29 protein-coding genes, 2 tRNA genes and 1 pseudogene are annotated in these 26,751 nt (G+C 52.1%); 15 read left to right on the top strand and 17 right to left on the bottom strand.

Annotated elements, in window-relative coordinates; all coding sequences use genetic code 11:
• Positions 1 to 144 precede the first annotated feature (144 nt).
• From AB182_RS08450 to AB182_RS08425, 6 genes are all read right to left on the bottom strand, one after another.
• Entirely contained in the window at positions 145 to 534 is a 390-nt protein-coding gene (locus AB182_RS08450) for a hypothetical protein (protein ID WP_047369708.1), read from the bottom strand.
• Between the two features lie 49 nt (positions 535 to 583).
• A complete protein-coding gene (locus AB182_RS08445; RefSeq protein ID WP_042203313.1) occupies positions 584 to 874 on the bottom strand; it encodes a hypothetical protein in 291 nt (96 codons plus the stop codon).
• A 78-nt stretch (positions 875 to 952) separates the two neighbouring features.
• Positions 953 to 1,264 (bottom strand): hypothetical protein, encoded by a 312-nt coding sequence (locus tag AB182_RS08440; RefSeq protein ID WP_032260077.1) that lies wholly within the window; start codon positions 1,262 to 1,264, stop codon positions 953 to 955.
• Between the two features lie 13 nt (positions 1,265 to 1,277).
• Positions 1,278 to 1,607, bottom strand: a complete 330-nt coding sequence (locus tag AB182_RS08435; protein ID WP_032260079.1) for a hypothetical protein — start codon at positions 1,605 to 1,607, stop codon at positions 1,278 to 1,280.
• A gap of 15 nt (positions 1,608 to 1,622) precedes the next feature.
• Complete coding sequence (locus tag AB182_RS08430) at positions 1,623 to 1,841, bottom strand: helix-turn-helix transcriptional regulator (RefSeq protein ID WP_002911792.1); 219 nt, start codon at positions 1,839 to 1,841, stop codon at positions 1,623 to 1,625.
• A 185-nt stretch (positions 1,842 to 2,026) separates the two neighbouring features.
• Positions 2,027 to 2,890, bottom strand: coding sequence for a DUF6387 family protein (locus tag AB182_RS08425; protein WP_047369707.1), 864 nt, complete (start codon positions 2,888 to 2,890; stop codon positions 2,027 to 2,029).
• Between the two features lie 591 nt (positions 2,891 to 3,481).
• Between AB182_RS08425 and AB182_RS08420 the strand changes: the two genes are divergently transcribed.
• On the top strand, positions 3,482 to 3,670 hold the full coding sequence (locus AB182_RS08420) for a YjfB family protein (RefSeq protein WP_041851854.1): 189 nt from the start codon (positions 3,482 to 3,484) through the stop codon (positions 3,668 to 3,670).
• A 93-nt stretch (positions 3,671 to 3,763) separates the two neighbouring features.
• On the opposite strand, the gene ldtA is transcribed toward AB182_RS08420, so the two are convergent.
• Positions 3,764 to 4,714, bottom strand: coding sequence for a L,D-transpeptidase (gene ldtA / locus AB182_RS08415; protein ID WP_047369706.1), 951 nt, complete (start codon positions 4,712 to 4,714; stop codon positions 3,764 to 3,766).
• Between the two features lie 182 nt (positions 4,715 to 4,896).
• On the opposite strand from ldtA, the pseudogene acuR reads away from it, so the two are divergent.
• The 6 genes and pseudogenes from acuR to AB182_RS33350 form a co-directional block, all read left to right on the top strand.
• Positions 4,897 to 5,721 (top strand): annotated as a pseudogene (gene acuR / locus AB182_RS08410) (acrylate utilization transcriptional regulator AcuR); the annotation flags it as partial.
• Positions 5,648 to 6,577 carry an MDR family oxidoreductase gene (locus AB182_RS08405; protein ID WP_261802795.1) on the top strand — a complete coding sequence of 310 codons (930 nt, stop codon included), beginning with the start codon at positions 5,648 to 5,650 and terminating at the stop codon, positions 6,575 to 6,577. The pseudogene acuR and the gene AB182_RS08405, both read left to right, overlap by 74 nt.
• Before the next feature lie 197 nt (positions 6,578 to 6,774).
• A complete protein-coding gene (locus tag AB182_RS08400) occupies positions 6,775 to 8,229 on the top strand; it encodes an AMP nucleosidase (RefSeq protein WP_047369703.1) in 1,455 nt (484 codons plus the stop codon).
• A gap of 18 nt (positions 8,230 to 8,247) precedes the next feature.
• Positions 8,248 to 10,026, top strand: coding sequence for an aminopeptidase P family protein (locus AB182_RS08395; RefSeq protein WP_047369702.1), 1,779 nt, complete (start codon positions 8,248 to 8,250; stop codon positions 10,024 to 10,026).
• A gap of 364 nt (positions 10,027 to 10,390) precedes the next feature.
• The gene (locus AB182_RS08390; protein WP_047369701.1) at positions 10,391 to 11,014 is read left to right on the top strand and encodes a helix-turn-helix transcriptional regulator; all 624 of its coding nucleotides are present in this window, start codon (positions 10,391 to 10,393) and stop codon (positions 11,012 to 11,014) included.
• Between the two features lie 8 nt (positions 11,015 to 11,022).
• Entirely contained in the window at positions 11,023 to 11,394 is a 372-nt protein-coding gene (locus AB182_RS33350; protein WP_380081269.1) for an EAL domain-containing protein, read from the top strand.
• Here AB182_RS33350 and AB182_RS08385 read toward each other — a convergent pair.
• The 5 genes from AB182_RS08385 to AB182_RS08365 form a co-directional block, all read right to left on the bottom strand.
• On the bottom strand, positions 11,318 to 12,130 hold the full coding sequence (locus AB182_RS08385; RefSeq protein WP_047369700.1) for a DeoR/GlpR family DNA-binding transcription regulator: 813 nt from the start codon (positions 12,128 to 12,130) through the stop codon (positions 11,318 to 11,320). The genes AB182_RS33350 and AB182_RS08385 overlap by 77 nt on opposite strands.
• 149 nt (positions 12,131 to 12,279) lie before the next feature.
• Positions 12,280 to 12,903, bottom strand: a complete 624-nt coding sequence (locus tag AB182_RS08380) for an HAD family hydrolase (protein WP_047369699.1) — start codon at positions 12,901 to 12,903, stop codon at positions 12,280 to 12,282.
• Complete coding sequence (locus tag AB182_RS08375; RefSeq protein WP_047369698.1) at positions 12,900 to 14,411, bottom strand: FGGY-family carbohydrate kinase; 1,512 nt, start codon at positions 14,409 to 14,411, stop codon at positions 12,900 to 12,902. Before AB182_RS08375 ends, AB182_RS08380 begins: the two co-directional genes overlap by 4 nt.
• A gap of 27 nt (positions 14,412 to 14,438) precedes the next feature.
• Complete coding sequence (locus AB182_RS08370; RefSeq protein WP_047369697.1) at positions 14,439 to 15,239, bottom strand: BtpA/SgcQ family protein; 801 nt, start codon at positions 15,237 to 15,239, stop codon at positions 14,439 to 14,441.
• 42 nt (positions 15,240 to 15,281) lie between these two features.
• Positions 15,282 to 16,139 carry a DeoR/GlpR family DNA-binding transcription regulator gene (locus AB182_RS08365; RefSeq protein ID WP_082137026.1) on the bottom strand — a complete coding sequence of 286 codons (858 nt, stop codon included), beginning with the start codon at positions 16,137 to 16,139 and terminating at the stop codon, positions 15,282 to 15,284.
• Between the two features lie 144 nt (positions 16,140 to 16,283).
• On the opposite strand from AB182_RS08365, the gene AB182_RS08360 reads away from it, so the two are divergent.
• From AB182_RS08360 to AB182_RS08340, 5 genes are all read left to right on the top strand, one after another.
• Complete coding sequence (locus AB182_RS08360) at positions 16,284 to 17,084, top strand: SDR family NAD(P)-dependent oxidoreductase (RefSeq protein ID WP_047369696.1); 801 nt, start codon at positions 16,284 to 16,286, stop codon at positions 17,082 to 17,084.
• Between the two features lie 99 nt (positions 17,085 to 17,183).
• Complete coding sequence (locus AB182_RS08355) at positions 17,184 to 18,320, top strand: ABC transporter ATP-binding protein (protein WP_047369695.1); 1,137 nt, start codon at positions 17,184 to 17,186, stop codon at positions 18,318 to 18,320.
• Between the two features lie 9 nt (positions 18,321 to 18,329).
• On the top strand, positions 18,330 to 19,130 hold the full coding sequence (locus tag AB182_RS08350; protein WP_047369694.1) for a carbohydrate ABC transporter permease: 801 nt from the start codon (positions 18,330 to 18,332) through the stop codon (positions 19,128 to 19,130).
• A 65-nt stretch (positions 19,131 to 19,195) separates the two neighbouring features.
• Positions 19,196 to 20,470, top strand: coding sequence for an extracellular solute-binding protein (locus AB182_RS08345; RefSeq protein ID WP_047369693.1), 1,275 nt, complete (start codon positions 19,196 to 19,198; stop codon positions 20,468 to 20,470).
• An 18-nt stretch (positions 20,471 to 20,488) separates the two neighbouring features.
• The gene (locus tag AB182_RS08340; protein ID WP_047369692.1) at positions 20,489 to 21,400 is read left to right on the top strand and encodes a carbohydrate ABC transporter permease; all 912 of its coding nucleotides are present in this window, start codon (positions 20,489 to 20,491) and stop codon (positions 21,398 to 21,400) included.
• 66 nt (positions 21,401 to 21,466) lie between these two features.
• Here AB182_RS08340 and AB182_RS08335 read toward each other — a convergent pair.
• The 3 genes from AB182_RS08335 to AB182_RS33345 all read right to left on the bottom strand — a co-directional run bounded on the left by AB182_RS08335 (position 21,467) and on the right by AB182_RS33345 (position 23,268).
• Positions 21,467 to 21,542, bottom strand: a tRNA-Asn gene (locus AB182_RS08335).
• Positions 21,543 to 21,653: 111 nt separating this feature from the next.
• Positions 21,654 to 23,051, bottom strand: coding sequence for an EmmdR/YeeO family multidrug/toxin efflux MATE transporter (locus AB182_RS08330; protein WP_223883620.1), 1,398 nt, complete (start codon positions 23,049 to 23,051; stop codon positions 21,654 to 21,656).
• Positions 23,052 to 23,175: 124 nt separating this feature from the next.
• Positions 23,176 to 23,268: a DUF5951 family protein gene (locus AB182_RS33345; RefSeq protein ID WP_222708277.1), complete on the bottom strand. Its 93-nt coding sequence runs from the start codon at positions 23,266 to 23,268 to the stop codon at positions 23,176 to 23,178.
• Positions 23,269 to 23,274: 6 nt separating this feature from the next.
• Here AB182_RS33345 and AB182_RS08325 point away from each other — a divergent pair.
• A tRNA-Asn gene (locus AB182_RS08325) sits at positions 23,275 to 23,350 on the top strand.
• Positions 23,351 to 23,500: 150 nt separating this feature from the next.
• Here the strand turns inward: AB182_RS08325 and AB182_RS08320 are convergent.
• Positions 23,501 to 23,827, bottom strand: a complete 327-nt coding sequence (locus AB182_RS08320; RefSeq protein ID WP_047369690.1) for a type II toxin-antitoxin system PemK/MazF family toxin — start codon at positions 23,825 to 23,827, stop codon at positions 23,501 to 23,503.
• A 9-nt stretch (positions 23,828 to 23,836) separates the two neighbouring features.
• Positions 23,837 to 24,748, bottom strand: a complete 912-nt coding sequence (locus AB182_RS08315; protein WP_047369689.1) for a LysR family transcriptional regulator — start codon at positions 24,746 to 24,748, stop codon at positions 23,837 to 23,839.
• A gap of 99 nt (positions 24,749 to 24,847) precedes the next feature.
• Between AB182_RS08315 and AB182_RS08310 the strand changes: the two genes are divergently transcribed.
• On the top strand, positions 24,848 to 25,957 hold the full coding sequence (locus tag AB182_RS08310; protein ID WP_047369688.1) for an alkene reductase: 1,110 nt from the start codon (positions 24,848 to 24,850) through the stop codon (positions 25,955 to 25,957).
• 4 nt (positions 25,958 to 25,961) lie between these two features.
• Complete coding sequence (locus tag AB182_RS08305) at positions 25,962 to 26,681, top strand: SDR family oxidoreductase (RefSeq protein ID WP_047373224.1); 720 nt, start codon at positions 25,962 to 25,964, stop codon at positions 26,679 to 26,681.
• Positions 26,682 to 26,751 lie beyond the last annotated feature (70 nt).

The following is a 26,751-nucleotide window of genomic DNA, read 5'->3' as shown; positions in this document are numbered from 1 at the left end:
GTGTGTTCCAAAAATTCACTTGCTTATTCGCTAATAGGTCACTTCATCAGAAACTAGTTTCACCTCATATAGTCAGAGTACGTATTACCGGAATCCATTCCGGTAACACATTTTAGATATACTCATGTATCCCTCTGAATAACATTACTGATATAATCTATTTATGTCCATATCCCAGTCCAAAACACTATAATCATCAAAAGATCGTCCCGACTCTATATTTCTTATCAACATATCCTTGACATATAAATCATGAAAAAACATCACCCTTTTTAATAGCTCTGTTATATTTATATATTCATACTTTTCCTTTCCTGTACCATAAGCAGCCTTGTAATACTCAAACTCAGTTAATACTTCCTTCATGTGGATTCGTAGTGCAAACTCAACAACATCTTCATCATTTACATAAATCATTGCATCATCTTTGTTTACACTTGCCATGCTGTATATCCTGTCCACATACAACATTAGCGTTGCTGAAATGGCGAATATCATCGTTTCATCTTTTTTACTCAGATTATCTTTCTTCATCTATATCCTCTTTTTTGATTTTTAGTATTTAATAAAAAAACAGTTAGTATTAACAAAACACCCAAGCATTACGCACAAGCCGTTCTGCTACTTCTTCGTAGTTAACCTCTTCAATATTCCCATGATGGCCTTCCTGCGCGGTTAACTTGTCAAAGTTATGACAAACATGATTAATCGTTATCCTTATAAATGCACTCATAAAATCAGCATCATCGACAAGATGCGAAATGCCGTCACTACACATATCCTGCATTGTTTTCCAGCTCGCTTCAAAAGAACGCTTTGCAAGATCATAGAACAACTCAGTAGATGTATTTTTACTTTCAATATTTTTAGTCATGATTACTCCTCATTTTTACATGATATATTTTAACTTACTCTTATTTTCAGCCCCTCAATACGGGGCTAAAACAAAAAACTACTTTTGAGAATCTTTCATAAAATCCATTTCTTTATGAAATGCCTTTAATGCTTTCAATATAAAATCGTTATCAATGAGTCTTGGTGATAACTTTATATCAAAGAATGTATTCCTTACGACTTTAGGGAACATCTGTTTTGCTACTTTAATACTGTCCTTATAAGTATTCATCATGAAAGTTTCTTCATGCTTGAGTTGTTCTACTTGTTCAGGATGGTTCTGAATAATAGAACTCACACGCAATTCAAAGCATTGTTTAGATAAATGCAGTAATATCTTGTTTGCTTCTTTTTTCAGATCTTTATTCATGATTTCTTCCTCTTTATTTAATGCCAAGTTTAGGATAGATTTTTTTGAACTCTCTATAAGAGTATTTTAAATCTTCCATAACTTCATCAATCAAAAAAATACATTCCCCAACATTATTGTCTCTCACCCACTTGAGGAAGTCTGGTTTTGTGATATAAATAATATGATCCATAACCATATTCATATATTTTTTATCATAAAGGTGACGTTCAAATTGATCACCCATTATCTTAAACATGTTTTCCACATAAAGAGCTAAGTTATCCATTGCCATTCTTGAGAAAACTTCAGTTTTATCATTATCAAAGATAAATGATATTTCAGGCACATTTATATTTTTCATGTTATTTTCCTTTTATTAGTTAGATGTATTACGAGAAGCGGTTATAGCTTTATAAATCCACTCATCAACTTCGCTTTCAATGAAAGCAACAGCTCTTTCACCGATTTTTATTTGTTTGGGGAATTTCCCCGCGCTGATAAGTTTATAAATCCACGTCTTGCCGAACCCGGTTTTCCTTATTACTTCTGATAAGCGAATAAGTTTTAAAGTTTTATCTGTTTTGTTTTGAACCATGTTTATCTCCTGTTTTTTTACGTAATATCTTGGATATTTCGTTTTTTAGTATGTTGTTCGATGGAGATAATTCTAGGATTTTGGCTGGTTCTAAACTAGGGATGTTCACCAACCGTGAGTTTCGCGGAAATTTTTGAGGGATACTCTTTATAGGGACGTTCGCAGATTGTGAACATCCCTTGTGTTTACTTTTTGTTTTTATCCGAGGATTTATCGTTAAGTGTTATCACATCAACGATACCCCAATCCTTCAACATATTATTTTTAATGTAAAAATCATTTAAAACCTTGAAGTACTCATCGTTATCAAGATAATTTTTCGCGTAATCATAATCAGTATCTTTGATGTTCTCACTACTTCTGACCCCATTATTACCATGCAGGATGTCAGCTAAAATGGTGAAAGGTATGTTCTTACCTTCGTTGTAGAGCTGTTCCCATGAGATCAAATCCATCAAAGGGATGACTTTGTAATCAAGTATTCTTTCAAAGGTCTTATGACCAAACCTAAATTTTCGTTTCGGGGGTTTAGGCGTTTTCAGGTGCTTTTGCCATAGAGCAATCAGTACTTTCAGATGTTCTGCGAGATCGTCACTGCTGGCTTCTTCCAAGTCAATTTCAATCAGCATCTTGTTAGCAGGGTTCATGCCTCCTTGTGTCAGATACTCAGAGATGTAGTCGGAACTCACTGCAACAGGGTCTGTTTGCTCTGAAGTCTCCAGCCGATACATAGCCCGCCCATAGTTGAACAATTGAACTCTGGTCATTGGTCTTACAGCATAGCTATGCGACAGTCTGTGATTGTCTGAAATCCAGTCTGATTTAAGTATCACATCACCACATCGGATTGTGGCATCATGGTATATCGCTTGTATTTGATTATCTTTGCCTGCTGTTTCCCATTGTTGTCTTGTTTTGTAAGCCAACATCCGTCTTTCAAGCTCTGCATAGATTTGTTCTAAGGTGAGGTCTTTAAGGCCATCATATCGGCGTACATCAAACCAAGATAACGCTGCCCTGATTTCTTCCATTTCCTTTTGTGTAGTCATTGTTCTACCGATTGCTTTTGTGTTTCCTAAACGTTAGCCCATTCAACATGAGAGAGAAAGTGGAAAAGAGGAGTGGGTTTTCAAAATGGTGTGAGCACAGTAAGTGACCTTGGAGGTCAGTGCTTTCACCTTGACTAAAAATGATTTATTTAATAAAAAATAACTAATTGTTTTTCATCATTTATTTTAACAAAAATAACGACAACATCATATTGATAATGAAAGCAAATTTAGATACGTATAGTCAGATGGTTATGACAACAACCAATTGTTTTTAATTGACATTTTTACCACAAGAAAACAATAATGATGGTAAATATGTTGGTAAAAATATGGCTATATTTAACAAAGGCAGTAATAACAGGAGATGTAGATGAAGTTCGAGTCCAGTCAGAGGAGCCAAATTTGAAAACCCGCTTAAGGCAACTTAAGCGGGTTTTTGTTTTTCAGCACAGCACGTCCTGTTAATTCGACAAATCCGCGGCGGGTACTTATTCTTACTTAATGTTTTACCGGAACATGCCGATAATACTGTGAGGCTTTGTCCTCGCACTGTTAGATTTTTTGTTTGTTAACAATAGGATGATCGAAATGGATACATTACAAATCGCATCATTATCGACGAGTCTCAGTGCTTATAATCTCCAGAACCAGGTCAGCACCATTGTCCTGAGAAAAGCACTGGATAACCAGGAGGCGACGGCAACCGGTATCATTAATCAGATACCTCAGGTGCCGGCAAATCCATCAATTGGTCGTCACGTGAATACCACCGCATAAGCAAGTTTGCCCAAATACGCTTGCGTTTATTGGGCATACCTGAGTACCTATGCTGCCAGGGCCCGCCCAAATGCGGGCTTTTTTTATGTGGGTTTACAACCGTTCTTTACTCACACCAAAGCTGTGCTCGGGCTCGCTGATGTTCACCGGCATCCCGGAACGGCGCTCAAGCACCTCCGCCGCTTTCAGCGCATCCACGCCCTCGCCTTTAATGACAGCATGCAGCGCCGGCGTCAGCGGCAACGGAACTTTATGGGTGGATTCAAACTCAGCGCGATTGCGCGATAACGGTTCATGAACTTCAATCCAGCGGCTGCCATCCGGCTCCACGGTGGCTTTCACCGGCTGGTCAATCAACTGCACTCGGGTACCTACCGGCACATTGTCGAAGAGATATTTGATGTCGTCGTTACGCAGACGAATGCAGCCCTGACTTACGCGCAGCCCGATACCAAAATTGGCGTTGGTCCCGTGAATGGCATACAGCTTACCGATGTAGATGGCATAGAGTCCCATCGGGTTATCCGGCCCGGCAGGCACCATCGCGGGCAGCGTTTTTCCCTCTTTGGCATATTCGCGGCGAGTATTCGGCGTAGGAGACCAGGTGGGTCCCTCCTGCTTACGTTCTACTGCGGTCACCCAGTTACGCGGTGTTTCGCGCCCGGCCTGGCCAATGCCGATCGGCAGGATCTCTACCGTATTGCTGTCTTTGGGATAGTAGTAAAGGCGCATTTCAGCGACGTTCACCACGATGCCCTGGCGTACGGTGTCAGGCAAAATGACCTGCTGTGGTATCACCAGTTCAGAACCTGCTTTTGGCAGGAAGGGATCAACGCCGGGGTTGGCCTCCAACATGTTGCTCAGCCCCTGGCCGTACTGCGCGGCAAAGGCCTCCAGCGGCAATGTATTGCCCTGCGGCACCGTGACAACCTGCACGCTGCCAACCAGGCGACTCCCTTCAGGTGGCAATGGATAGCTCACCGCCAGCACACTCTGACTGACGAGCAAAATAAACAGGCCATAAAACAATTTCATACGACGCATGATTTCCTTTCCTCAGATGCGACAGGCATAGCCTAATCATAGCCTTTTTTGTCCTTGTCTCGCTAATGCGCAAGGGTTATACCGCAACGGGCAGGCTCTGAACGTAGTTCCCCTTTCTTCGCTTGCTTCACACTTCAATTGCGCGTAGGCTTTCGGCCAATTAAAACCAATCGGTCTAAATTATGAGTAGCGAAACGATCGTTGCGCAAAAACCCCGTCGTGGCAGGCCTCCGAAGGTCGAACGCGCATTTACCGATACCCGCCAGGCGTTGATTCGCTCAGGTCTGGCGGTGTTGACGGAGACAGGGTATTTGTCTGCAGGTATCGATGCGGTCATTAAAAATATCGCCGTGCCGAAGGGATCGTTTTACCACTGCTTTCAGAGCAAACAGGAATTTGGCCTGGCGGTGCTCGCGGCCTACGGTTCATTTTTTGCCCATAAACTGGACAAATTTCTGCTTGATTCCACCGTGCCGCCACTTGAACGGATGGCGGCTTTTGTTCTTCATGCGGGTCAGGGCATGGCGAAATACCAGTTCCGCCGGGGTTGTCTTGTTGGCAATCTTTTACAGGAAGCCCCCCTCTTACCCGAAGCATTCCCCCAACGATTAATCGCGATCCTCGATGAGTGGGAAACGCGCGTCGCTCGTTGCTTTACCGAGGCGCAGACGCAGGGCGTTATTCCGCAGGATGCCTCACCGGAAAAACTGGCGCGGGTGTTCTGGTCCGGCTGGGAAGGCGCGGTGATGCGCGCCAAATTGTTCCAGTCCGCCGAGCCGCTCAATCAGTACTGGGAATTCTTTTTGCACAGCATTACTCAAAAATAACACCTGCACAGGACGGCCCTGGCGCCGAAAAACACAGTCAGACGAGGAATACTCAGTCATGAAAGCTTTAGTTCTGGAACAGATTGAAAACAAAACCCTGGCAGCCGTGAAAGATATCACTCTGCCCGCCCTCGCCGACGGCGATGTACTGGTCGACATCGACTGGTCAAGCCTGAATTACAAAGACGCGCTGGCTATCACCGGCAAAGGGAAAATTATTCGTCAGTTCCCGATGGTGCCGGGTATTGATTTCTCTGGCCGCGTCAGCGAAAGCCGAGATCCGCACTTTACCCCGGGCCAGTCAGTGATCCTCACCGGTTGGGGCGTGGGTGAAAATCACTGGGGCGGCCTGGCCGCACAAGCGTGTGTTAAAGGCGACTGGCTGGTTTCCCTGCCAGAAGCGTTAAGCGCGCGCAACGCTATGATTATTGGTACCGCAGGCTTTACCGCCATGCTGTGCGTGGATGCGCTGGTTGACGCAGGCGTGAAACCGGAAAGCGGCAAAGTGCTGGTCACCGGGGCCAGCGGCGGCGTGGGCAGCACCGCCGTTGTGCTGTTGAAAGCGCTGGGTTACACCGTTGTGGCGGTTTCTGGCCGTGAATCAACCCACGCTTACCTGCGCCAGTTGGGTGCAGATGAAATTTTACCGCGCAGTGATTTCGAAGAGACCCGTCCGCTGGAAAAACAACTTTGGGCTGGTGCCGTTGATACCGTCGGCGGCAAAGTGCTGGCAAAAGTACTGGCACAAACCCACTACCGTGGCTGTGTTGCCGCCTGCGGCCTGGCGGGCGGCTTCGATCTGCCAACGACCGTAATGCCGTTTATCCTGCGTAACGTTCGCCTGCAGGGGGTAGATTCGGTGATGGTGCCAACCGCTGAGCGCGCTGCGGTCTGGACGCGTCTGGCCAGCCTGTTGCCGGAAAGCTACTACCAGCAGGCATCCACCGAAATCGCTCTGGAACACGCGCCGGCGTTTGCCGCCGATTTACTGAGTAATAAGATTCAGGGCCGTACGCTGGTGAAAATCAACGGCTAACGCTGTCCCCCGGCGCGCGCCGTCGCGCCGGTTCCTGACCACATGCCCCATTCACCCTCTTACGATTTCCGTGCGCCATACGCGACGATGGCTTGAGGGCAGGCATCCTCCGAAACCCGTTATGCGGCGTTATTGTTTCATAAAGCTGTGACATACTATCGTCTACAGCCGTACACCTGTGAAACAAGGAGTTAATGATGAATACAAAGGGTGCGCATCTGACCCCGGAACAGGCACTGGATCAACTGGAAGCTCTGTATGAGCAGTCAGTGTCGAACCTGCGTGCCGCCATCAGTCGTTATATCGAAGACGGCACCTTACCGACGAACGAAGCACGCGCCGATGGCCTTTTCGTCTACCCCGAACTCTCGGTGAGCTGGGATGGCAGCGCCACTAACCCACCGAAAACCCGCGCGTACGCCCGTTTCACTCACTCTGGCTGCTACACCACCACCGTCACCCGCCCCACCCTGTTTCGCAGCTATTTACATGAACAACTCACGCTGTTGTGCCAGGACTATGGCGCACATATTGAAGTGGGGCTGTCCGCACATGAAATCCCGTATCCTTATGTCATTGACGGCTCGGAGCTGACGCTGGATCGCTCAATGAGCGCCGGGCTGACCCGCCATTTTCCCACCACCGAACTGGCGCAAATTGGCGATGAAACCGCCGATGGTCTGTTCCACCCTACCGAGCTCTACCCGTTGTCGCATTTCGATGCCCGCCGCGTGGATTTTTCGCTGGCCCGTCTGCGCCATTACACCGGTACGCCGGTAGAACACTTCCAGCCTTTCGTGCTGTTCACCAACTACACCCGCTACGTAGACGAGTTTGTCCGCTGGGGATGCAGCCAGATTCTGGACCCGGAAAGTCCCTACATTGCCCTCTCCTGCGCGGGCGGACACTGGGTCACCGCCGACACCGACGCGCCGGAGGAGGCCATCTCCGATCTGGCGTGGAAAAAGCACCAGATGCCGGCCTGGCATTTGATCACGGCTGACGGTCAGGGCATTACCCTGATTAACATTGGTGTCGGCCCGTCAAATGCGAAAACCATTTGTGACCATCTTGCCGTGTTGCGCCCGGATGTGTGGATGATGATTGGCCACTGCGGCGGTCTGCGTGAAAGCCAGTCGATTGGCGACTACGTGCTGGCGCATGCTTATTTGCGCGACGACCACGTGCTGGATGCCGTGCTGCCGCCTGATATTCCCATTCCGAGCATCGCCGAGGTGCAGCGTGCACTGTACGACGCGACCAAAGAGGTGAGTGGCATGCCCGGTGAAGAGGTTAAACAACGCCTGCGTACCGGTACCGTGGTCACCACAGACGACCGTAACTGGGAGTTGCGTTATTCCGCGTCGGCGCTGCGTTTTAACCTGAGTCGCGCGGTGGCTATCGACATGGAAAGCGCCACCATTGCTGCCCAGGGTTATCGCTTCCGCGTACCATACGGCACGCTGCTGTGTGTCTCTGATAAACCGCTGCACGGCGAAATCAAGCTACCCGGCCAGGCCAACCGTTTTTATGAAGGGGCGATTTCCGAACATCTGCAGATTGGTATACGCGCCATTGACCTGCTGCGGTCAGAAGGCGACCGGCTGCATTCACGCAAACTGCGTACCTTTAACGAACCGCCGTTCCGCTAACGATAAGGAAGGATTCTTATGCAAACCCCAACACCGCTGGCGGCATTGCGCACGCAACTGGCGGCCATGGATGTTGATGGCATGATTGTGCCGCGCGCCGATGCGTACCAGAGCGAAGACTGCGCGCCGCACGATAACAAACTGGCCTGGCTGACCGGCTTTAGCGGCTCAGCGGGGCTGGCGCTCATCCTGCGCGATCGGGCGCTGATCTTTGTCGACGGGCGCTACCAGGTGCAGGTTCGTCAGGAGGTGGATCTTAATGCATTTGAGATCCACCATCTGCACGATGAGCCGCTGGCGCAGTGGCTTAACGATTCGCTCCCCGCTGGCAGCCGTATCGCATTTGAGCCGTTGCTGATGGTCAATAGCCAGTTTACCGCGCTGGAGGCTACCCATTGTGAGCTGGTGGCGTTAAGTAACGATCCGTTTGATGCTATCTGGCACGACCGTCCCCCAGCGCCCTGCGGGGCGATCCGCGAAATGCCGCTGGCGATAAGCGGTGAAAGCAGTGCAGCGAAACGTGCACGCATTGCGGAGATTCTGGCAAAGGAAAGCGTTGATCTGCTGGCTATCACCCAGCCGGATAACATCGCCTGGCTGTTGAATATTCGCGGGTCAGATGTGGCGATGAACCCGGTCGCTCACGCATTTGCCCTGCTCAGCCGTGACGGAGAGATGGAGTGGTTTATCGATCCGGCGAAAACCCATGAGCTGTCGGATGTGCTGAAATCCTCCCTGCGGATCTCCGCATGGACCGATTTTCTACCCCACTGCCAACAGGTGGCGGCAGGCAAGAAAGTAATGCTGGATGCGGATTACGCCCCGGTCGCCCTGCGTTTTGCTATCGAACACAATGGTGGCGAAGTGGTCTGGCATGCGGATCCCATCACGTTTATCAAAGCGCACAAAAATCCTGTTGAACTGGAGGGTTATCGTGACAGCCATCGTCAGGATGGCGCGGCGTGGGTTAACTTCCTGGCATGGCTGGCACGTGAAGTCCCGGCGCGTGAGGCCGCAGGCCAGCCGCTGACCGAACTGGAAGCGCAGGCAAAACAGCTGGCTTTCCGCCAGCAACAGGCTGGTTTTATTGAGCAGAGCTTTAGTACCATTTCCGCCTCTGCCAGTAATGCCGCGATGTGCCATTACCACGCCAGCGAAGCCACCAACGCTGCCATTACCCGCAGCAATTTCTACCTTAACGACTCGGGCGGTCAATATTGCAATGGCACAACCGATGCCACACGCACATTGGCATTTGGCCCCCTTTCCGATGAACAGCGCCTGCACTATACCGCTGTGCTGAAAGGCTTTTTATCGATGCTGACGCTACAGTTCCCGAGTGGCACGCAGGGTCATCAGATAGATGCCTTTGCCCGACGCGCGCTGTGGCAATTGGGTCTCGATTTCGATCACGGCACCGGGCATGGTGTGGGGCATCAGTTGTTAATACATGAGCAACCACAACGCATTGCCAAAAAGGTTAATCCGTGGCCGCTGGTCGCCGGGAATATCATGACCATCGAACCGGGCTATTACCTGGCCGAGCGCTATGGCATTCGCATTGAAAATCAGGTGGAAGTCGTGGAAAGCCAGCCTGGATTCTGCCGCTTCTCATCGCTGACGCTGGTGCCCATTGACCTCAGTCAGGTAGAGTGGCCGCTACTCTCGAACGAGGAAAAACAGTGGCTGGATACCTACCATCAGCAGGTTCGCGACACACTTTTGCCGTTGGTCGACAGTGATGCACGCGCCTGGCTGGAAACGGCAACAGCGCCAGTCTGCGTGTATCCGGGTTAAACAAAAAGCCTGCACAGGCGTCATGTGCAGGCTTTAATTTATGGCTATGTTTAAACTCTGCAAGGCAAGAATTATTCTTACTATTTTTGAAAGACTATTTGTACTCGCATAAAAACATTATCGCCGGATATTACGGATAAAAGAGATCAATCACATACCTTTCTTGACATAGCCTTACCAACAGCATGGTATTGTGTTTTACATTAACACTTTGGTAGATACCTGAATATTCATTAAGATTTTTCTTAAGTCAAATTGATTAAATCTTATTTTCTTAAAGATTATGAGAGAGTTATTGCTTTTGTTTTATTCAGGTATATAGAATAAACCAGCCAACACCAGGATGCCCAGAGGTTTCAAGGGAATGAAATTTTTAATAAATATTGATAATGACACATTGTTCTCTACTGGCATCGTCGGTTTAATTCGTGATGCCATTAAAGAATGCAATATCACTTCACCTTCTCTTTCCTGGGATTTTAGCGTTGAGAATATCCATAAAGCCGATTTTATTTTTATGACCGTATGCACAGGAGAATATTACTTATGTTTTAAAGACTTAATTAACAGAAAAAAGTCTGTGAAGACTTTTATCTTTGTCGCTGGCGATACTATTCCAGCCAGACATAGCCTGCCTGACTGCATCAAAGACGCACAGTTCTTTCTCTGTAAAGCGAGTTCGTCTGTGGTTTACGACGCCATTGTCAAAGCCATTTGTGGTAATCCTGCGGCAAAAGAACGCGCTAAAAGCGCAGGGAAATGCGCTTACTCCTGTATTAACTGCAACTATCGTGCCCTCTCTTTTACGCAGGAGAAAATTGCCTTCGGCTTAAACGCCTGCATGGGAATGAATGATATCGCGGATCGTATTGGCATTACCTACAAGACGGCTATTAGTCATAAAAAGAATATTATGAATAAATTCGACCTGAGCAGTAAACTCGAATTGTATGAGTTCATTGCCTGTTATCACAAAAAGAAGCATTAGTGCTTATCATGGAGCCACAGATGCTTTGTCGATTAAAGCATGACTTACTTGCCAGTAATATCAGCCTTCACTTCCAGCCTGTTTATTCTGCCGCTACTCAAAAGATTGTCGGGTTTGAAGCGTTATTGCGCTGGAGTGATTCACGATTTGGACATGTCTGTCCGGAAACACCGATCGGGCTCGCCGTTGTAAATGGCCTGATGAGCACCGTTTCGCTCTATGTTATTAAAAGAGTTATTGCCGAAATGGCGCCATTACTTTCCCGGCATGCTCAACGCAGTAATACAATAGCGGGCTTAACGGTCAGGGAGCAATCATCACCTGCACATTCGCCAGTTCGAGGGCGGTTGCCAGTACCGCGGGCGGCGCGCTGTCGGTGATCAGCAGATCGATATCCTGCCACTGCGCCACCTGCACCAGCGACATATGCTGGAATTTTGCCGAATCGCAGAGCAGCACTTTAAAGCCGGAACGACGAATCAGCACCCGTTTCATTTCCGTCTCATCCAGCGCGCTATCGTAAATGCCCTGGCTGGTAATGCCCGACGCGCCGATAAACGCGATATCAAACCAGAACTGCTGGAACTGCTCAATGGCGGACGGCCCGACAATTGCCATCTCGTCATCACGCATCATTCCCCCGGCCAGATAGACTTCCGGCGCCTGCGCATAACGACCCAGCGCATGGGCAATGCGCACGCTGTTGGTAAAGATTTTCAGGCGCTCATGCTTCACCAGATCGTCAACCATAAACAGGGTGGTGGTGCCGATATCAAGCGCCACGCTCTGGTAACGCCCGGCGACTTCGGCGGCCATACGGGCAATGCGCATTTTGCTCTCCCGGTGTAGTGAGAGACGTGCGTCAAAATGCGCCGGAAGCGGATCCATAATCGGCTGGCTTGCCGTTTCCGTCAGTACCGCACCGCCGTGTACCCGGCTGAGTTTACCCTCGTTTTCCAGTTCGGCGAGATCGCGGCGCACTGTCATCTCGGAGACCGCCAGTTCCGCTGAGATGTCCACCACCGTCACGCGCCCCTGCTCGACCAGCATGTTAAGGATCCGTTTTTTACGTTCCTGGGGAAGATAACGGGCCTGAATCTCGGGTTTTGCTGACATGACAATAGATACTCTGTTTCGGGTTGAAGGAGGCTTAAACGATATAGCTCACAATATTAAGGGGAAGTGGTGTGATTTAAAACCAAATTTGTTCGATTTTGTTCATTTCGCTGCGCGGAACATTGCTGCCCCGCGCGAAACGGTGCGAATTAAAACCAGTCGAGGATCCGCGTCAGGGCGGTGATTTCTGTTACCCCCTGTTCAGAAGCAGGTGATGCGCCGTAAAACGCGACGTGCATACCGGCAGCCTGCGCGGAGCGCATTCCGGTCGGGCTGTCTTCAACCGCCAGCACCGCCGCCGCAGGCAGTCCGAAGGCTCCGAGCGCATGTTGATAAGGTTCGGGTGCCGGTTTGCCATGATGTACATCATCGAGCGTGACCACCACATCAATACACTCACGGATCCCCAGCGCCTGAAGATTTGCTTCGACGATACGCCGACATGAATTCGACACACAGGCCTGTTTGACGCCTTTTGCCGCCAGCTTGCGGATGGTTTCTCGACTTCCGGGGATAGCGACCAGCTCATGGCTATGGTCATGGTAATAATCCTCAATCGCCGCCAGCCACACATCCTGATCCAACCCGGCGGGCAGGTCCGCGCGCAGAGCCTGCCAGACATCGTTAATGTGCACGCCGTAAAAGCGCGTCTCGGGAATATGGCTCAGATCCAGGCCGAAGCGATGGCAGGCAGCCAGCAGCGCCCGGTGATGGAGGGGTTCGCTGTCCACCAGCGTACCGTCAACGTCCCAGGCAATGGCGGTAAATTTCATGGTGTCTCCTGACGGGTCAATGGACGGCAGGCTTCATAAAGCTGGCGAAAACGCGGATATCCCTGGTGGTAAACATCGGCATGTTCAGGCCGTGGCGTAATCACATCTTTGAGGTTGACCCAGGCGCTGGCCCCCTTCCAGTCTGTTGACGCCCCGACGCCAATCGCCGCTGTCCAGGCTGCGCCCAGACATGAGCCAGGATGCCCGTCAAGGCGCGTAAGCGGCTCGCCCAGCACATCGGCGACAATCTGCATCCACAGTTTGCTTGCCGAACCGCCGTCAGAAACGATATAGCGTTTAACCGGATAACCGATATCCACCAGTGTATCGATATGGTGTTTGATGGCATAAGCGTAGGCTTCAAGCAGCGCGCGCCAGATATGCCCCGCATCGTGGCTGAGCGTCAGGCCAAAGAGAATGCCACGGGCATTCGGATCATGTATCGGGGTTTTCTCCCCCAGAAAATAGGGAAGGAAAATCAGGCCATCACTGCCCGCCGGGCGGTTTTCCGCCAGCGCGTCCAGATACTGATGAAGGCTCATCCCTTTTTCACGTGCCGCCGTTTCATGCTGCGCCGCGAAGTTCTGCACAAACCAGTTCAGTCCCGAACCGCCGGTTGACATACAGCCGTTTGGCATATAGCAGCCCGGCACAAGGTGATAATCCAGATACAGACGCGGGTCTGGGGTCGCGGTTTCCGTCACGGTCAAAATATCCACCGAGCCGCCGAATTTGAGCAGCACTTCGCCAGGAGAGGTCACACCCGCGCCGAGCGCAGACGCAATCAAATCCGCCGCCCCGCCAATCACGGGCGTGCCTTCACTGAGTCCGGTCCAGGCCGCCGCCTGCGCGGTTACCGTGCCGATAATGTCATGGGAACGGGCCAGACGCGGTACCGCATAGCGGGGAACATGCGCAAAAGCGATCAGCTCGTCATCCAGCGTATTGCGGCTGATATCAACAAAACCCGCCTCCAGCGCCCAGTTCTGCTCAATGATTTTCTCTCCCGTGAGCTTCCAGTTAATAAAATCATACGAACCAAACACCGTGGCGATACGTTCAAACACCGCAGGTTCGTGGTGTTCAATCCAGCGGATTTTGGCCCCCACCAGTTGTTGGTTGATACCGTTTCCGGCGCGCTGTAAAAAATGCTGGCTGTCCATTTCACTGCGCATCTGCTGCACTTGCGCGCCGCTACGGCCATCGCTCTGTTGAATGCTCGGGCGCAACAGCCTGTCTTCGCTATCCAGCAAGACCACGGCAGGCAGCATCCCCGTCACCCCAATACCGCAGATCTCGCTCGCCGCGATGCCGCTTTGTGTGAGCAGTTGCTGACAAATTTCGCCGACATTCACCCACCACTGTTCCGGCGACTCTTCCGTCCAGCCGCTGTGCGGGGCCGAAAGCGTAACCGGTCGGGAGGCTGTAGCGAGCACCTTGTCGGGCAAACCGATCAGGATGCCGATGGTTGAGGTCGTACCAATATCAATGCCTAACAGATACTGCATCTTATCCTCCCGTTCCGCGGGTTGTGCTTAACGCAGTTTTTCGACCACATCCATAAAGCGTTTAACCCGGTCCCCATCGACCTGATTCCAGGTGTGCCCGTCAACCTTGAAGTGTGTGCCGATAACCACACCGCTGGCAATACTCAGAATGTCGGTGACGTTATCGATGTTTGTGCCGGTATTAGCGAAAACCGGAACCCCCTCCACCGCTTCGCAGACCTTGCGCAGATTGGAATGTTCCGCTGGTTCACCGGTGATCGGCCCGGAGACCAGAATGGCATCTGCCAGTGATGAGAAGATGGCGCTGCGTGCGCGCAATTCGATGGGGCGCGCATCCAGAGAATGGGCGAATTCAGCATTGATGTTAAAGAGCAATTTCATATCCTGGCGGCCCAGGTTGCGGCGCAGGCGAGACGCGCTGGCACAATCCGGCTCCCAGATCCCCATATCAGATGCAAACACGCCGGTGAAAATTTCACGGACAAAGCTCGCGCCGGTGGCAGCGCCAATAGCGACGCTGGCGTTAGGATCCCACAGGTAGTTCACACCGAACGGGACCTTGAGCACCGACTTCGCCGCCTGCACCACAGCAGACATGGCAGAGACACCTTCCAGCGAGGCTTTGAACACATAAGGACGGTCATTTTCGTTGCCGAACATGATCGCATCCACGCCGCCTGCCTGTAGTTTTTCTACATCGCTTATCACATCGTCGATGAGTTTATTGAGTCCACCTTTAGCGTCGTACAACGGCGCGCCCGGCAGCGCGCCAATATGGGCCATTGCGATAACCGCTTTTTTCTTATTACCCAGGAATTCAAAGATCATAACTTTCTCCGGTGTTGGCTGATATGTCATGGAAAAAAGAAATCACGCGCCTTTTGGTAACGCAGGCGCGATGATCACATCAATATTTGCCGCCTCGAGCATTGCTGACAGCACCGGCGGCGGCTCCTGCTCGGTGATCAGAATGTCGAATTGCGCCAGCGTGGCGAGGTGAACCAGCGACATCCGTTGGAACTTACTGGCATCGCATAACACCACTTTCAGGCTGGAACGGTTGAGATAAAGACGCTTGAGTTCCGCATCCTCAAAGGCGTAGTCATAAATCCCCTCCGCAGTCAGGCCAGAGACGCCAATAAAAGTGATGTCGAACCACAGGCTGGAAAACTGGTGCAGGGCCGCAGAGCCGCCGGTCGACATTTCATCCGGACGCATTCGCCCGCCCGCGAGGTAGATTTCTGCCTTCGCGGGGGCAATGTCATGCGCCACGCGAATGCTGTTAGTAAAAATTTTCAAATGTGAACACTGGCTGAGGTAACGTGCGGCAAGAAAAGTCGTGCTACCGACATCCAGTGCCAGCGTGCGGAATTTCTTGCCGAGCTCTGCCGCTGCCGCCGCGATGCGCAGCTTAGCCTCGTGGTTTTGCAACAGCCGGGACTCAAAACTCGGTTCCACCTGGTCAATCGCCACCGCGGTTCCGCTCTGTGGCAACACCGCGCCACCATGCGTACGGCAGACACTGCCCTTCTGCTCCATCTCCATCAAATCGCGACGGATAGTCATTTCGGAAACGGCCAGCTTAGCGGCCAGCTCCGGCACCGATACCACACCTTGCTGGACCAGCATCTGCATGACCTCACTCTGACGCGACGCAGCCGAACGGCGTAAACGCCCGCCGGATCCGGCAGCGTCAGGCTGAAAAGGCAGTGCGTCGTTGTGCGTCATCGGTTGACTCCGAACATTGAAATTAACAAAAACAAACATACAAAACAAAATTTGTGATCGCAATTGTTTTTATCATAAGAAATTTGTTTTGTTGTGTTCGTTATATTGGTGTAAAAAATAATCATCAACACAGGGGAAGAGAACATGCACACATCACATTTGACGTCCGGACACTATCCGGACTTGCAAGGGAAAGTGGCGATTGTTACCGGCGGCGCAACGGGTATTGGCTATGCCATTGCCCGTAACCTGACTCGCCAGGGCATGCGGGTCGCCATTGGAGACATTAACGAAGAAGCAGCCTGGGCAGCGGCAACCGAACTGGGCGCGAACACCGTGGCGTTTCATCTGGATGTTCGTTTACGTGCGTCTGTCGAAGAAGGGTTCGGCTGGGTAGAGAAAACGCTGGGGGATTATGACCTGCTGATCGCCAATGCTGGCGTATCCACCATGCAAAAAGCCCTGGCAATAACAGATGATGAGTGGGATTTTAATTTTGACGTCAACACCCGGGGAATTTTTCTGACGAACCAGGTTGCCGCGCGCAAATTCGTGGCGCGTAAATCCGGTACTATCGTCAATACAGCGTCGCTTGCCGCCAAAGTGGGTGCGCCGCTACTGGCCCATTACTCCGCCAGCAAATTTGCCGTACTCGGCTGGACTCAGGCACTGGCACGGGAGCTGGCTGCAGACGGGATCCGCGTGAATGCTGTCTGTCCGGGGTTCGTTAAAACCGGCATGCAGAACCGGGAAGTCCAATGGGAAGCACAGTTGCGCGGCATGACGCCTGAACAGGTGATTGATGATTACATTCGCCAGACGCCGCTTGGTCGGCTTGAGACGCCAGAAGATGTCGCCGAAGTCGTGGCCTTTTTGAGTTCCGACGCCGCCCGCTTTATGACCGGCCAGGGCGTCAATGTCACCGGCGGGGTTTATACAGGCTGAGAACACGTCGTTGTGAACAAAGTAGCTTTATTTCGAACAAAACCGAACATGGATGTCACCAGTCCCAGGATGGGCAACACGTAACAGAGGTAACCCAATATGGCCTCCATTGAATTACGGAACGTGTCGAAATCCTACAACGGCAATCAGCACAGCGTCCGTAATGTGAATTTGCACATCCGGGATGGTGAATTTGTTATCTTTCTTGGTCCTTCCGGCTGCGGAAAGTCCACCACACTCCGCATGATTGCCGGACTTGAAAGTATTACCGATGGCACATTGTTAATCGACGGGCGCGATGTTAGTCATGTGGCGCCGCGTGACAGGAACATTGCCGTGGTATTCCAGAGCTATGCGCTCTACCCGCATATGACTGTTGCCGAAAACATGGCCTTCGGCCTGAAAATGCGTGGCGTACCGGGCAATGTGATTAACAGTAAAGTGGCCGAGAGCGCCGCGATGCTGGGGCTGGATAAACTGCTGCACCGCAAACCGGCAGCGCTTTCCGGCGGGCAACGCCAGCGCGTCGCCCTGGGCCGCGCTATCGTGCGTGAACCGCAGGCCTTTTTGTTAGATGAACCCCTCTCAAATCTTGATGCTCAGTTGCGTGGAGAGATGCGCAGCGAGCTGATTAAGCTCCATCGCCGGCTGGGCAAAACCATGGTCTACGTCACCCATGACCAGGTTGAAGCCATGACGATGGCGGATCGCATTTGCATCATGCGTGATGGCCATCTGATCCAGTGCGGAACGCCACTGGAAGTCTACAACTATCCGGTAAACACGTTTGTTGCCCGTTTTCTCTCCTCCCCGTCAATTAATCTTCTCCCCTGTCTTGTGCAACGAACGGGCATGGATGTGAGCCTGCAACTGTTCGACGGTCCTCTGCTCCCGGTACCGGGCTGGATGGCCGCCGACTATCAAAGCCTGGCGGGCAAACAGATGACGCTCGGCGTGCGACCGGAAGATTTTCACGCCCAGCCGCGCAGACCGGACTGGATCCCACTCGAGATTGCCGTCAGCGGGGTGGAAGCACTGGGCGCAGAAAACATTGTCAGCGGCACGCTCGGTAAAGTGCCGGTTGTGATTCGCCTTGATCACCATACGCACCCGAAGGTGGGGCAGACGCTTAGCATCTGGCTTGATCCCAACTCACTGCATCTGTTTCACCCCGGCAGCGGAGATGTGGTTGAGCGCCGTAAAACCCCGGACAACGCTGACACCATCGGAGCGTGAGGAGTAAACATGCTACGAAAAATTGGACTTCATACCGGGCTGGTACTGGCCTGTCTTTCAATTTTATTGCCCGTGTTGTGGATTGTGAGAACCAGCCTGGTGCCGGAATCGATGGCTTACAGCAGCGATATCTTTCCGCAGTTTTCCGGGGAAAATTTCCGTTCGCTGATTGAGGACAACGGTTTTTTACGTCACTACGCCAACAGCCTGATTGTCGCCACCGGATCAGTTGTCCTCGCCCTGCCGTTTGCTGCCGCCACGGGTTATGCCTTCGCCCGTTTTAAAACCGGTGGTAAAGCGGCGCGCTTTATTATGCTGGCAACCCAGATGCTGCCTGCGGTGGCGCTCGTGTTACCCGCCTTCGCCATGCTACGAACCGTTGGACTGACCAACTCGCTGTTTGGGTTGACGCTGGTCTATGCCGCGCTAAATCTGCCGTTTCTGACCTGGATCCTGATGGGCTTTTTCGAGGGCATCCCGGTGGATCTGGAGTGGGCGGCGATGACCGATGGCGCTACAGCCTGGGGCGCGTTCTGGCATGTGGTGCTGCCTGTTTCGCTGCCGGGTCTTGCGGCTTCTGCTGTGCTGGGCTTCATCCTGTCATGGAACGAGTTTCTTTTTGCCCTGGTACTTAGTGGGCCAGAGACCGCCACGGTCCCGGTGTCGCTTGCCGCGCTACAGACATCGAACGGCGTGCAGATTGGCAAGGTTTCGGCAGGCATTGTGCTGGCCGTGTTGCCACTGATGGTCGCCTCACATTTTATTCAGCGTTATATCGTCAAAGGGCTCACCTTCGGCGGTGTTAAGTAAAGTCATGCCATCCAGACAGAAAATCGTCGCCGTTAACACTCCGGCACCTTCTCCAGGAGTTAATTATGTTGAATCGTAAGAAAGTCACATTGTTATCGGGTCTGATAGTCCTTAGCCTTTCGGCGTCCGTTCGGGCGGAAGATGTTGTGCTGCGTGCGTTGATGGAAGATGTTCCGGAAACGAAAATCATTGAAAAAATGCTGCCTGATTTCGAGAAGCAGTACCACATTCAAGTCCAGTTCGAGAAAATCGGTTACGGCGATATGCATGACAAGCTGGTTTCGCAGTTGATTCAGTCGCAGAGCTATTACAACTTGCTGGAAGTGGATTTTCTTTGGGCGGGGGAATTCAGCAAAGCTGGCTGGCTAACCGACCTCACCCCGGATGTGAAAAAAGCTAACTTTGATATGTCGGCGTTTATTCCGGCCACCGTGTCGCTGATTAATGTGACGCCCAATAAAACCACGCTGATCCCGATGTACAACTACTCCATGGGGCTGATTTACCGCACGGATGTATTGCAGGATGAGAAAATCAAGAGCGCCTATCAGGCCGAGTTTAAAAAGCCTCTCGAACAGCCCAAAACGCTGGAAGAATACGTCGCGCTTGCCAAATTTATTAAGAAGAACAGTGATATGGCCGGGGCCGCTATGCAGGGGCAGCGCGGCGATCCGAACAGCATGGAATTCTCGAACTACCTGTTTTCCAGCGGCGGCGCTTACGTAGACGACAAAGGCAAATCCGCACTGAACAGCCCGGCGGGGAATAAAGCGATGACGCTGTATGCGGATGCCATCAAGAATGCCGCCCAGACCGGCGCGCTTTCCGCCACCCTCGACGATACCGTGCGTCTGATGTGCAGCGGTAAAGCGTTCAGTATGTTGACCTACTGGTGGATGCTGCCACAACTGGATAATGCCACCGCCTGCCCGGCCGTGGCGGGTAAACTCGCGCTGACAACCGTTCCTGGTGGTCATGGTGAGAGCGGCGGCTGGGGCTGGGGCATTCCGAAAAACGTCTCAGATAAAGAAAAACAGGCCGCCTGGACCTTTATTCAGTGGGTACAGAGTAAAGAAGTCACCACCGCACGGGCATTGCAGGGGCACGCGCCTGTTCGTTCCGATGTCTATGAAAATGCGGAGGTACTGAAAAAGTATCCTTACTATAAAGACGCACTGAATATTGTGGCGTCCGGTAAATCCTTCCCGGTCTTCTCCTATTCCGCTCAGTATGAAGATGTTCTGGGGACGCAACTGTCCCTGCTGGCGAGTGGCGAAAACACCGTCGACAAGTCTTTGAAAAATGCATCCGAACAACTGGATAAGTTGCTGGTGAAATAAGACAAAGGGGGCCGGCAGATGGCTGTAGCTGAGGAATTTAGCGTGAAACCGAAGTACCGTTTAACAATAGACAGATTCCGGGTAACAGGCTGGGCATTCGCCCTGCCTGGGTTGCTGGCTCTGGCGATTGTGCTCGGCTTCCCTGTTATCTATTCCGTTGTACTGGCTTTTTCGTCGTATACGCTGATGCATGCGGAGATCTTCCCTTTTGCAGGGCTGGATAATTTTATTAGCGTGCTGAGCAGCGATACCTTCTGGCACTCTGCCTGGCTGACTATCCGTTATTCGTTACTGACGGTAACCGGTGAATTTATTGTCGGGCTGGGTATCGCTCTGATGCTCAACCGGGTGGTGAAGACCCGCCCGGTCTATTTTGCATTACTGTCCATCCCAATGGCGATGTCGCCAGTGAGCGTGGCGCTCATCTGGCGGATGTTGCTGCAACCGAACCTTGGGATTATCAACCATATGCTGCAAAGCGTTGGCCTGCCGGGCGTAGACTGGCTGGGCAACCCAACGCTGGCGTTCTGGAGCATGGTGTTTATTGATGTCTGGCAGCAGATGTCATTTGTGGTGCTGATCCTCGCCGCAGGGCTGGCATCGTTACCTAAAGATCCGTACGAAGCCGCCGAAATTGACGGCGCAAATAGCTTACAGCAGTTCTGGTATATCACCCTGCCGATGCTGCGCCCGGTATCAGCCATTGCGATTGTGATTCAGCTGATTAACGAGCTTCGCACCTACGACCTGCCCTATATTCTGACCCGCGGCGGACCGGGGAATGCCACCGAAGTACTAAGCTTTTTTGCCTATCGTCGGGCATTTCTGGGGCTGTCACTCAACGAAGGGGCCGCCGCCGCGCTGATTTTGCTATTGATCGTGCTGGTGATGACCATCGTCTATTTCGTGCTGCTGGAACGGCGCAGATAAACGTGAAGTGGAAAGCATCAGAAAAGCAAAAACCCGCTTAAGTTGCCTTAAGCGGGTTTTCAAATTTGGCTCCTCTGACTGGACTCGAACCAGTGACATACGGATTAACAGTCCGCCGTTCTACCGACTGAACTACAGAGGAATCGTGTGAACGAGGCGCATATTAACGAGGCCACCTGCCCTTGTCAAAGGCTGTTTTCACAAAAATGTCCGTTTGCCGATTTATTCTCCACTCTGTGGGAAAATGAAGCGGTTACGTGTGATCTCGCGGTACTTTCGGGTATTTCCACAGCCAACGGCCACTCACCATACGCCAGTAAAAGAGCGCACCGCGCACCGCCCAGTCGAGGACCATCCCGAGCCACACGCCGACCACGCCCATACCGAGCATAATCCCAAGTGTGTAGCCGGCCACTACGCGACACCCCCACATACCCAGCATCGACACCCACATGGCGAAACGGGCATCGCGCGCGCCTTTCTGCCCCGCAGGCAGCACCCAGGACGCAGCCCAGATCGGCATAAACGCAGCGTTAAGCCAGAGAAGCGTCTTGACCACCTCTTTTACGTCTTCTTCGTGGGTATAGAACGACGCCAGCAGCCCGGCAAAGGGCGCCGTGCCCCACGCGATAAGCGTCAATATAATGGTCGACAGCCAGAACACGTGGCGTAGCTGTCGTTCAGCCTGACTGCGCTGCCCTTTACCCAGACGTTTACCGGTAATAATGGTAGATGCCGAGCCCAGGGCGTTACCGGGGAGGTTAATCAACGCGGCGACGGAGAAGGCAATAAAGTTACCGGCGATAACGTTGGTCCCCATCCCGGCGACAAACATTTGCGTCAGCAATTTCCCGCCGTTAAACAGCACCGACTCAATACTCGCCGGAATACCAATGCCCATCACTTCCCAGATAATGGCGAAGTTAAGCGGCTTGAAATAGCTTTTCAGTGGGATGCGCAGCGCCGGATTAAAACCAATCATCAACACCCAGATAATGGCAATCGCGCCGATATATCGGGCAATGGTCAGCCCCAGCCCGGCGCCGGCAAAACCCAGCCCCGGCCAGGAGAACGCGCCGTAAATCAGGATGCTACTGATAATAATATTGAGGATATTCATCCCACCGTTTATCAATAGCGGAATTTTGGTGTTCCCGGCCCCACGCAGCGCACCGCTACCAATCAACGCGATAGCCGCGGCCGGATAACTCAGCACGGTGAGTTCCAGGTAGGTCAGCGCCAGCGCTTTCACCTCTGGCGTGGCGGCCCCGGCGATAAAGTCGATGATTTGCGCGCCAAAGTAGTGAATAACCGCCGCCAGAATAATGGAGAACAGGGTCATGATCACCAGAGACTGGCGCGCCGCTGCCCTCGCCCGCTTTTTATCGAGCTTGCCGAGGCTGAATGCCACGACAACCGTGGTTCCTAGGTCAATTGCGGCGAAAAACGACATGATGACCATGTTAAAGCTGTCGGCCAGCCCCACCCCCGCCATGGCTTCTTTACCGAGCCAACTGACAAGGAAAGTACTGAGTACGCCCATTAACAGGACGCAGGTGTTTTCGAGGAAGATGGGGATAGCGAGCGGCGTGATTTCACGCCAGAACAGGACCTTGTAGCTCTTGCGTTTGGCGTACCATGGCGTACGCATGATGGCCTGGCGTATCGGGGCGACGACGTTCAAAATTGACCTTAGTGAGAAAGATGAAACTTCATTTCAAATGATGGGGGAGAATTCGTGATCCTGCAAAGCATTTCCAAAAAATTGTTGTTAATTACAGCAAACTGCCGTGATTTGCGACAGTTGCACAAAACCGCCTGAAATCAGGTTTGACAAAAGTTTTTTCGCCGCTAAGATACGACTCCACACCGATTCCTCTGTAGTTCAGTCGGTAGAACGGCGGACTGTTAATCCGTATGTCACTGGTTCGAGTCCAGTCAGAGGAGCCAAATTTAAGAAGCCTGCTTTCGAGCAGGCTTTTTGCTTTTCCGATTCTTGATATTTCTTCTGTACCCGATGTGCATTCGCGGTCAGGCTTTGAGCATTTCACTTCGATGATGTCACGCTCACCAAACTTCCCCCTGCCTTATGGCAAAATCTCACCTCAGAATGGCTTCCAGTCGGGCCAGTACTTGATTCACGATAGCTTCTGGTACAGGTTCCAGGCGCTTGCCGTTTCGCGCGTCCATATCAATGATTCTGGGATGGTCGCAGCGAATCATAGTCGTTTTCGTTCCCGCACCGTCCAGTGAAATGGCAAACCCAGCCGCACACGTAACGTTTCCGCCGCTGGTGACCGGAACAGCGGGTAAACGGGTGAGCGCATTAAATGATGCCTTCGATACGATAAGCACCGGACGTTTTCCGCTTTGTTCGTACCCGGCAATCGGGTCCAGTGAAACAAGCCAGATTTCCCCTCTGTCCATTTACAGCAGCTACTCATTTTCCAGCCAGTCAATAAAAAACTGTGTGAAGGCGGTAACCGGTAGCGGTTGCAGGCGTCGCTGTGGATAGACAAATTGCAGCCCGACATTTTTTTTATCAAAGCGGCTAAACCCGATAAAACTTTCCGCAAACAACAGGCGCAGCCTCCCCTGTTCCACATCACGCTTTACATCCCACCATGACTTACTGGCAATACCCGCATCCGCCAGTACCCACTGGCGGAGTAGCGCACCATCGTCACACACCATGGCTGGGGTAAAACGTAATGCACTCTGTTTACCATCGTGCTCAAAACGCCATTCGTTCATGACCATGCCGCGCAGTTCCAGCGCCAGACATCGGTGGCGGTGTAGATCCTCAATGGTATCGGGTGTGCCCGCCGCCTGGAGATAACTGGCGGAGGCGACCAGTACCCTGTGATTCGGGCGGATATTTTTCACGACCAGGCTGCTGTCTGGCAGGTTTCCGAAGCGAATGCTCATATCCAGACGGTTGGCGACCAGATCTTCAACATTTTCCCCCAGGTATACCGAGCTTTTCACTGCCGGATGTAGCCGGGAAAAATCGAGCAGCGCCGGGCTGAGATACTGTCGACCAAAATCGGAGGGGGCCGAAATGCGAATATTACCGCTGAGCACGCCTTCTTTTTGCGTAAGCAGCGACTCCGCGTGGTTCATTTCCTCCAGGACGCGCAGTGCAGCGTGATAGAACTCTTCACCGGCACGCGTCATGGTAATGGCGCGAGTAGAGCGATGAAATAACCGGGTCTGATAACGCTCTTCAATCGCCTTTAGCCTGGCGGTCATGGTAGCCGCCGAGAGTCCCATACGCCGACCCGCAGCTGAAAGCCCGCCCGCCTCCACCACTGCAACGAGCAGCGTCATATCTTCAAGCTTTCCCATTATTCAGTAATCCTGAAAAGAGAATCCTATTTTCATGCCATTATCAAAAAATCTGACGCCGCGTAAAGTACTTTCAACAATTCATTACGGGGACAGAAAATGGAAAATCGTACACTTTTTGATAGCTACCCGCTAAAGGCCCTCAGCCTGAAAAACCGCATCGTGATGGCGCCGATGACCCGGGCGCGGGCATTGCAGCCGGGAAACATTCCTTCCGCACTCATGGCGGCGTATTACCAGCAACGCGCCAGCGCGGGTTTGATCATCACAGAAGCCACGCAGATTTCACCTCAGGGCCAGGGGTATTCCTGGACACCAGGCCTGCACTCCCCTGAGCAGGTTGAAGGATGGCGGCTGAGCACAGAAGCCGTCCACCGTGCAGGTGGGGTTATCTTTTCCCAGCTCTGGCACGTTGGGCGCATGTCATATGCGGGTTTCCATGCAGATGGCAAACCTGTCGCGCCCTCTGCACTCGCACCCGATGCCCAGGTATGGGTTGTTGATGAGCAGGGGGAAGGACATATGGTCGACTGCCCACAACCGCGGGCACTTGAGCATGCTGATATTCAGCAAATTATCGCTGATTACCGGCAGGCCGCGCTAAATGCTATTAACGCCGGTTTTGATGGGATTGAGGTGCACGGCGGTAATGGCTATCTGATCGATCAGTTTCTTCGCCGGACATCGAACAAACGCACCGATCAGTATGGCGGCAGCCTGGCTAACCGGATCCGTTTTGCGCAGGAGGTGCTGGAAGCCATCAGCGACGCCATCGGCAATTCGCGCACGGGCATACGCCTTTCCCCTTTCATCACCCAACGCGGAATGAACGACCCACAGGTGAATGAAGCGATCCTCGCGCTGGCTGCGTGGTGCGAGAAGAAAGGTATCGCCTATATCCACCTGGCGGAGGCCGACTGGGACGATGCCCCACAGGTACCTGCTGATTTTCGCGAAACATTACGCGCCACCTTCAGCGGCACCCTTATTGTCGCCGGAAATTACAACCAGGACAAAGTGGACAAACTTCTTAAGGCGGGGTTGGCCGACCTGTTTGCCTTTGGCCGCCCGTTTATTGCCAACCCTGACCTGCCGTACCGGCTCAGGAATAACCTTCCATTAGCAACCATAAGCAATCCCGCCACGCTCTTTGGCGGAAGCAGCGCAGGCTATACCGATTATCCGTTCTACCAAACCGACGAGGCATAACATGATGGCGAAGAAAACATTAATCATCGGCGGGGCTTCCGGGATTGGCTTTGCCGTAGCCCGAGCGCTGGCTGAACGGGGAGAGAGCCTGATTCTTGCCGGACGTGACAGTGAAAAGCTGGCGCGGGCCAGACAGTTTCTGAGCCAGAAAAAAGCCGCAGTGAACACCGTCGTCCTTGATATCAGCAAAGAAGAGGAAGTGATTCAGCTTAGCCAGACGCTCGGAGAGGTAGATAACATCATTGTGACGGCGGGATCGCATGCACCTGGCGGCGCGCTCACTTCACTGAATCTGAACGAGGCCCGGCAGGCTTTCGATACCAAATTCTGGGGCAGTATCCATGTCGCCAGGTATCTGAGTAAAAATATTCGTCCCCGGGGCACCCTGACGCTGACCAGCGGCTTTGTTTCCCGCCGCACTGTCGCGGGAACTATCGTCAAGACCACCATGAACGCGGCCCTGGAGTCAGCCGTTAAGGTGCTGGCGAAAGAGCTTTCTCCGCAGCGGGTAAACGCAGTGAGCCCGGGGCTGACAGATACCGAGGCTTACGCAGGCATGGATCCTGCGGCCCGCGAAAAAATGCTTGCCTCTGCCGCTGAAAATCTGCCGGCCAAAGCCTTCGGTCGGCCAGAGGACATTGCAAAAGGGTATCTGTTTGTGATGGACAACCCCTTTGTCACCGGAACCCTTCTGGATATCGAAGGCGGCGCGCTGATTAACTGATCCTCACGGTTTATCCACGGGTGCCTGAAATGTGCCCGTGTCACCGGTTTCTCTGAGGCAACACCAAGGA

Origin of the sequence: Phytobacter ursingii, from assembly GCF_001022135.1 — a bacterium.
Taxonomy (GTDB): domain Bacteria; phylum Pseudomonadota; class Gammaproteobacteria; order Enterobacterales; family Enterobacteriaceae; genus Phytobacter; species Phytobacter ursingii.
The sequence above is the reverse complement of the archived record's forward strand: the minus strand, read 5'-3'. Positions and strand labels throughout refer to the sequence as shown.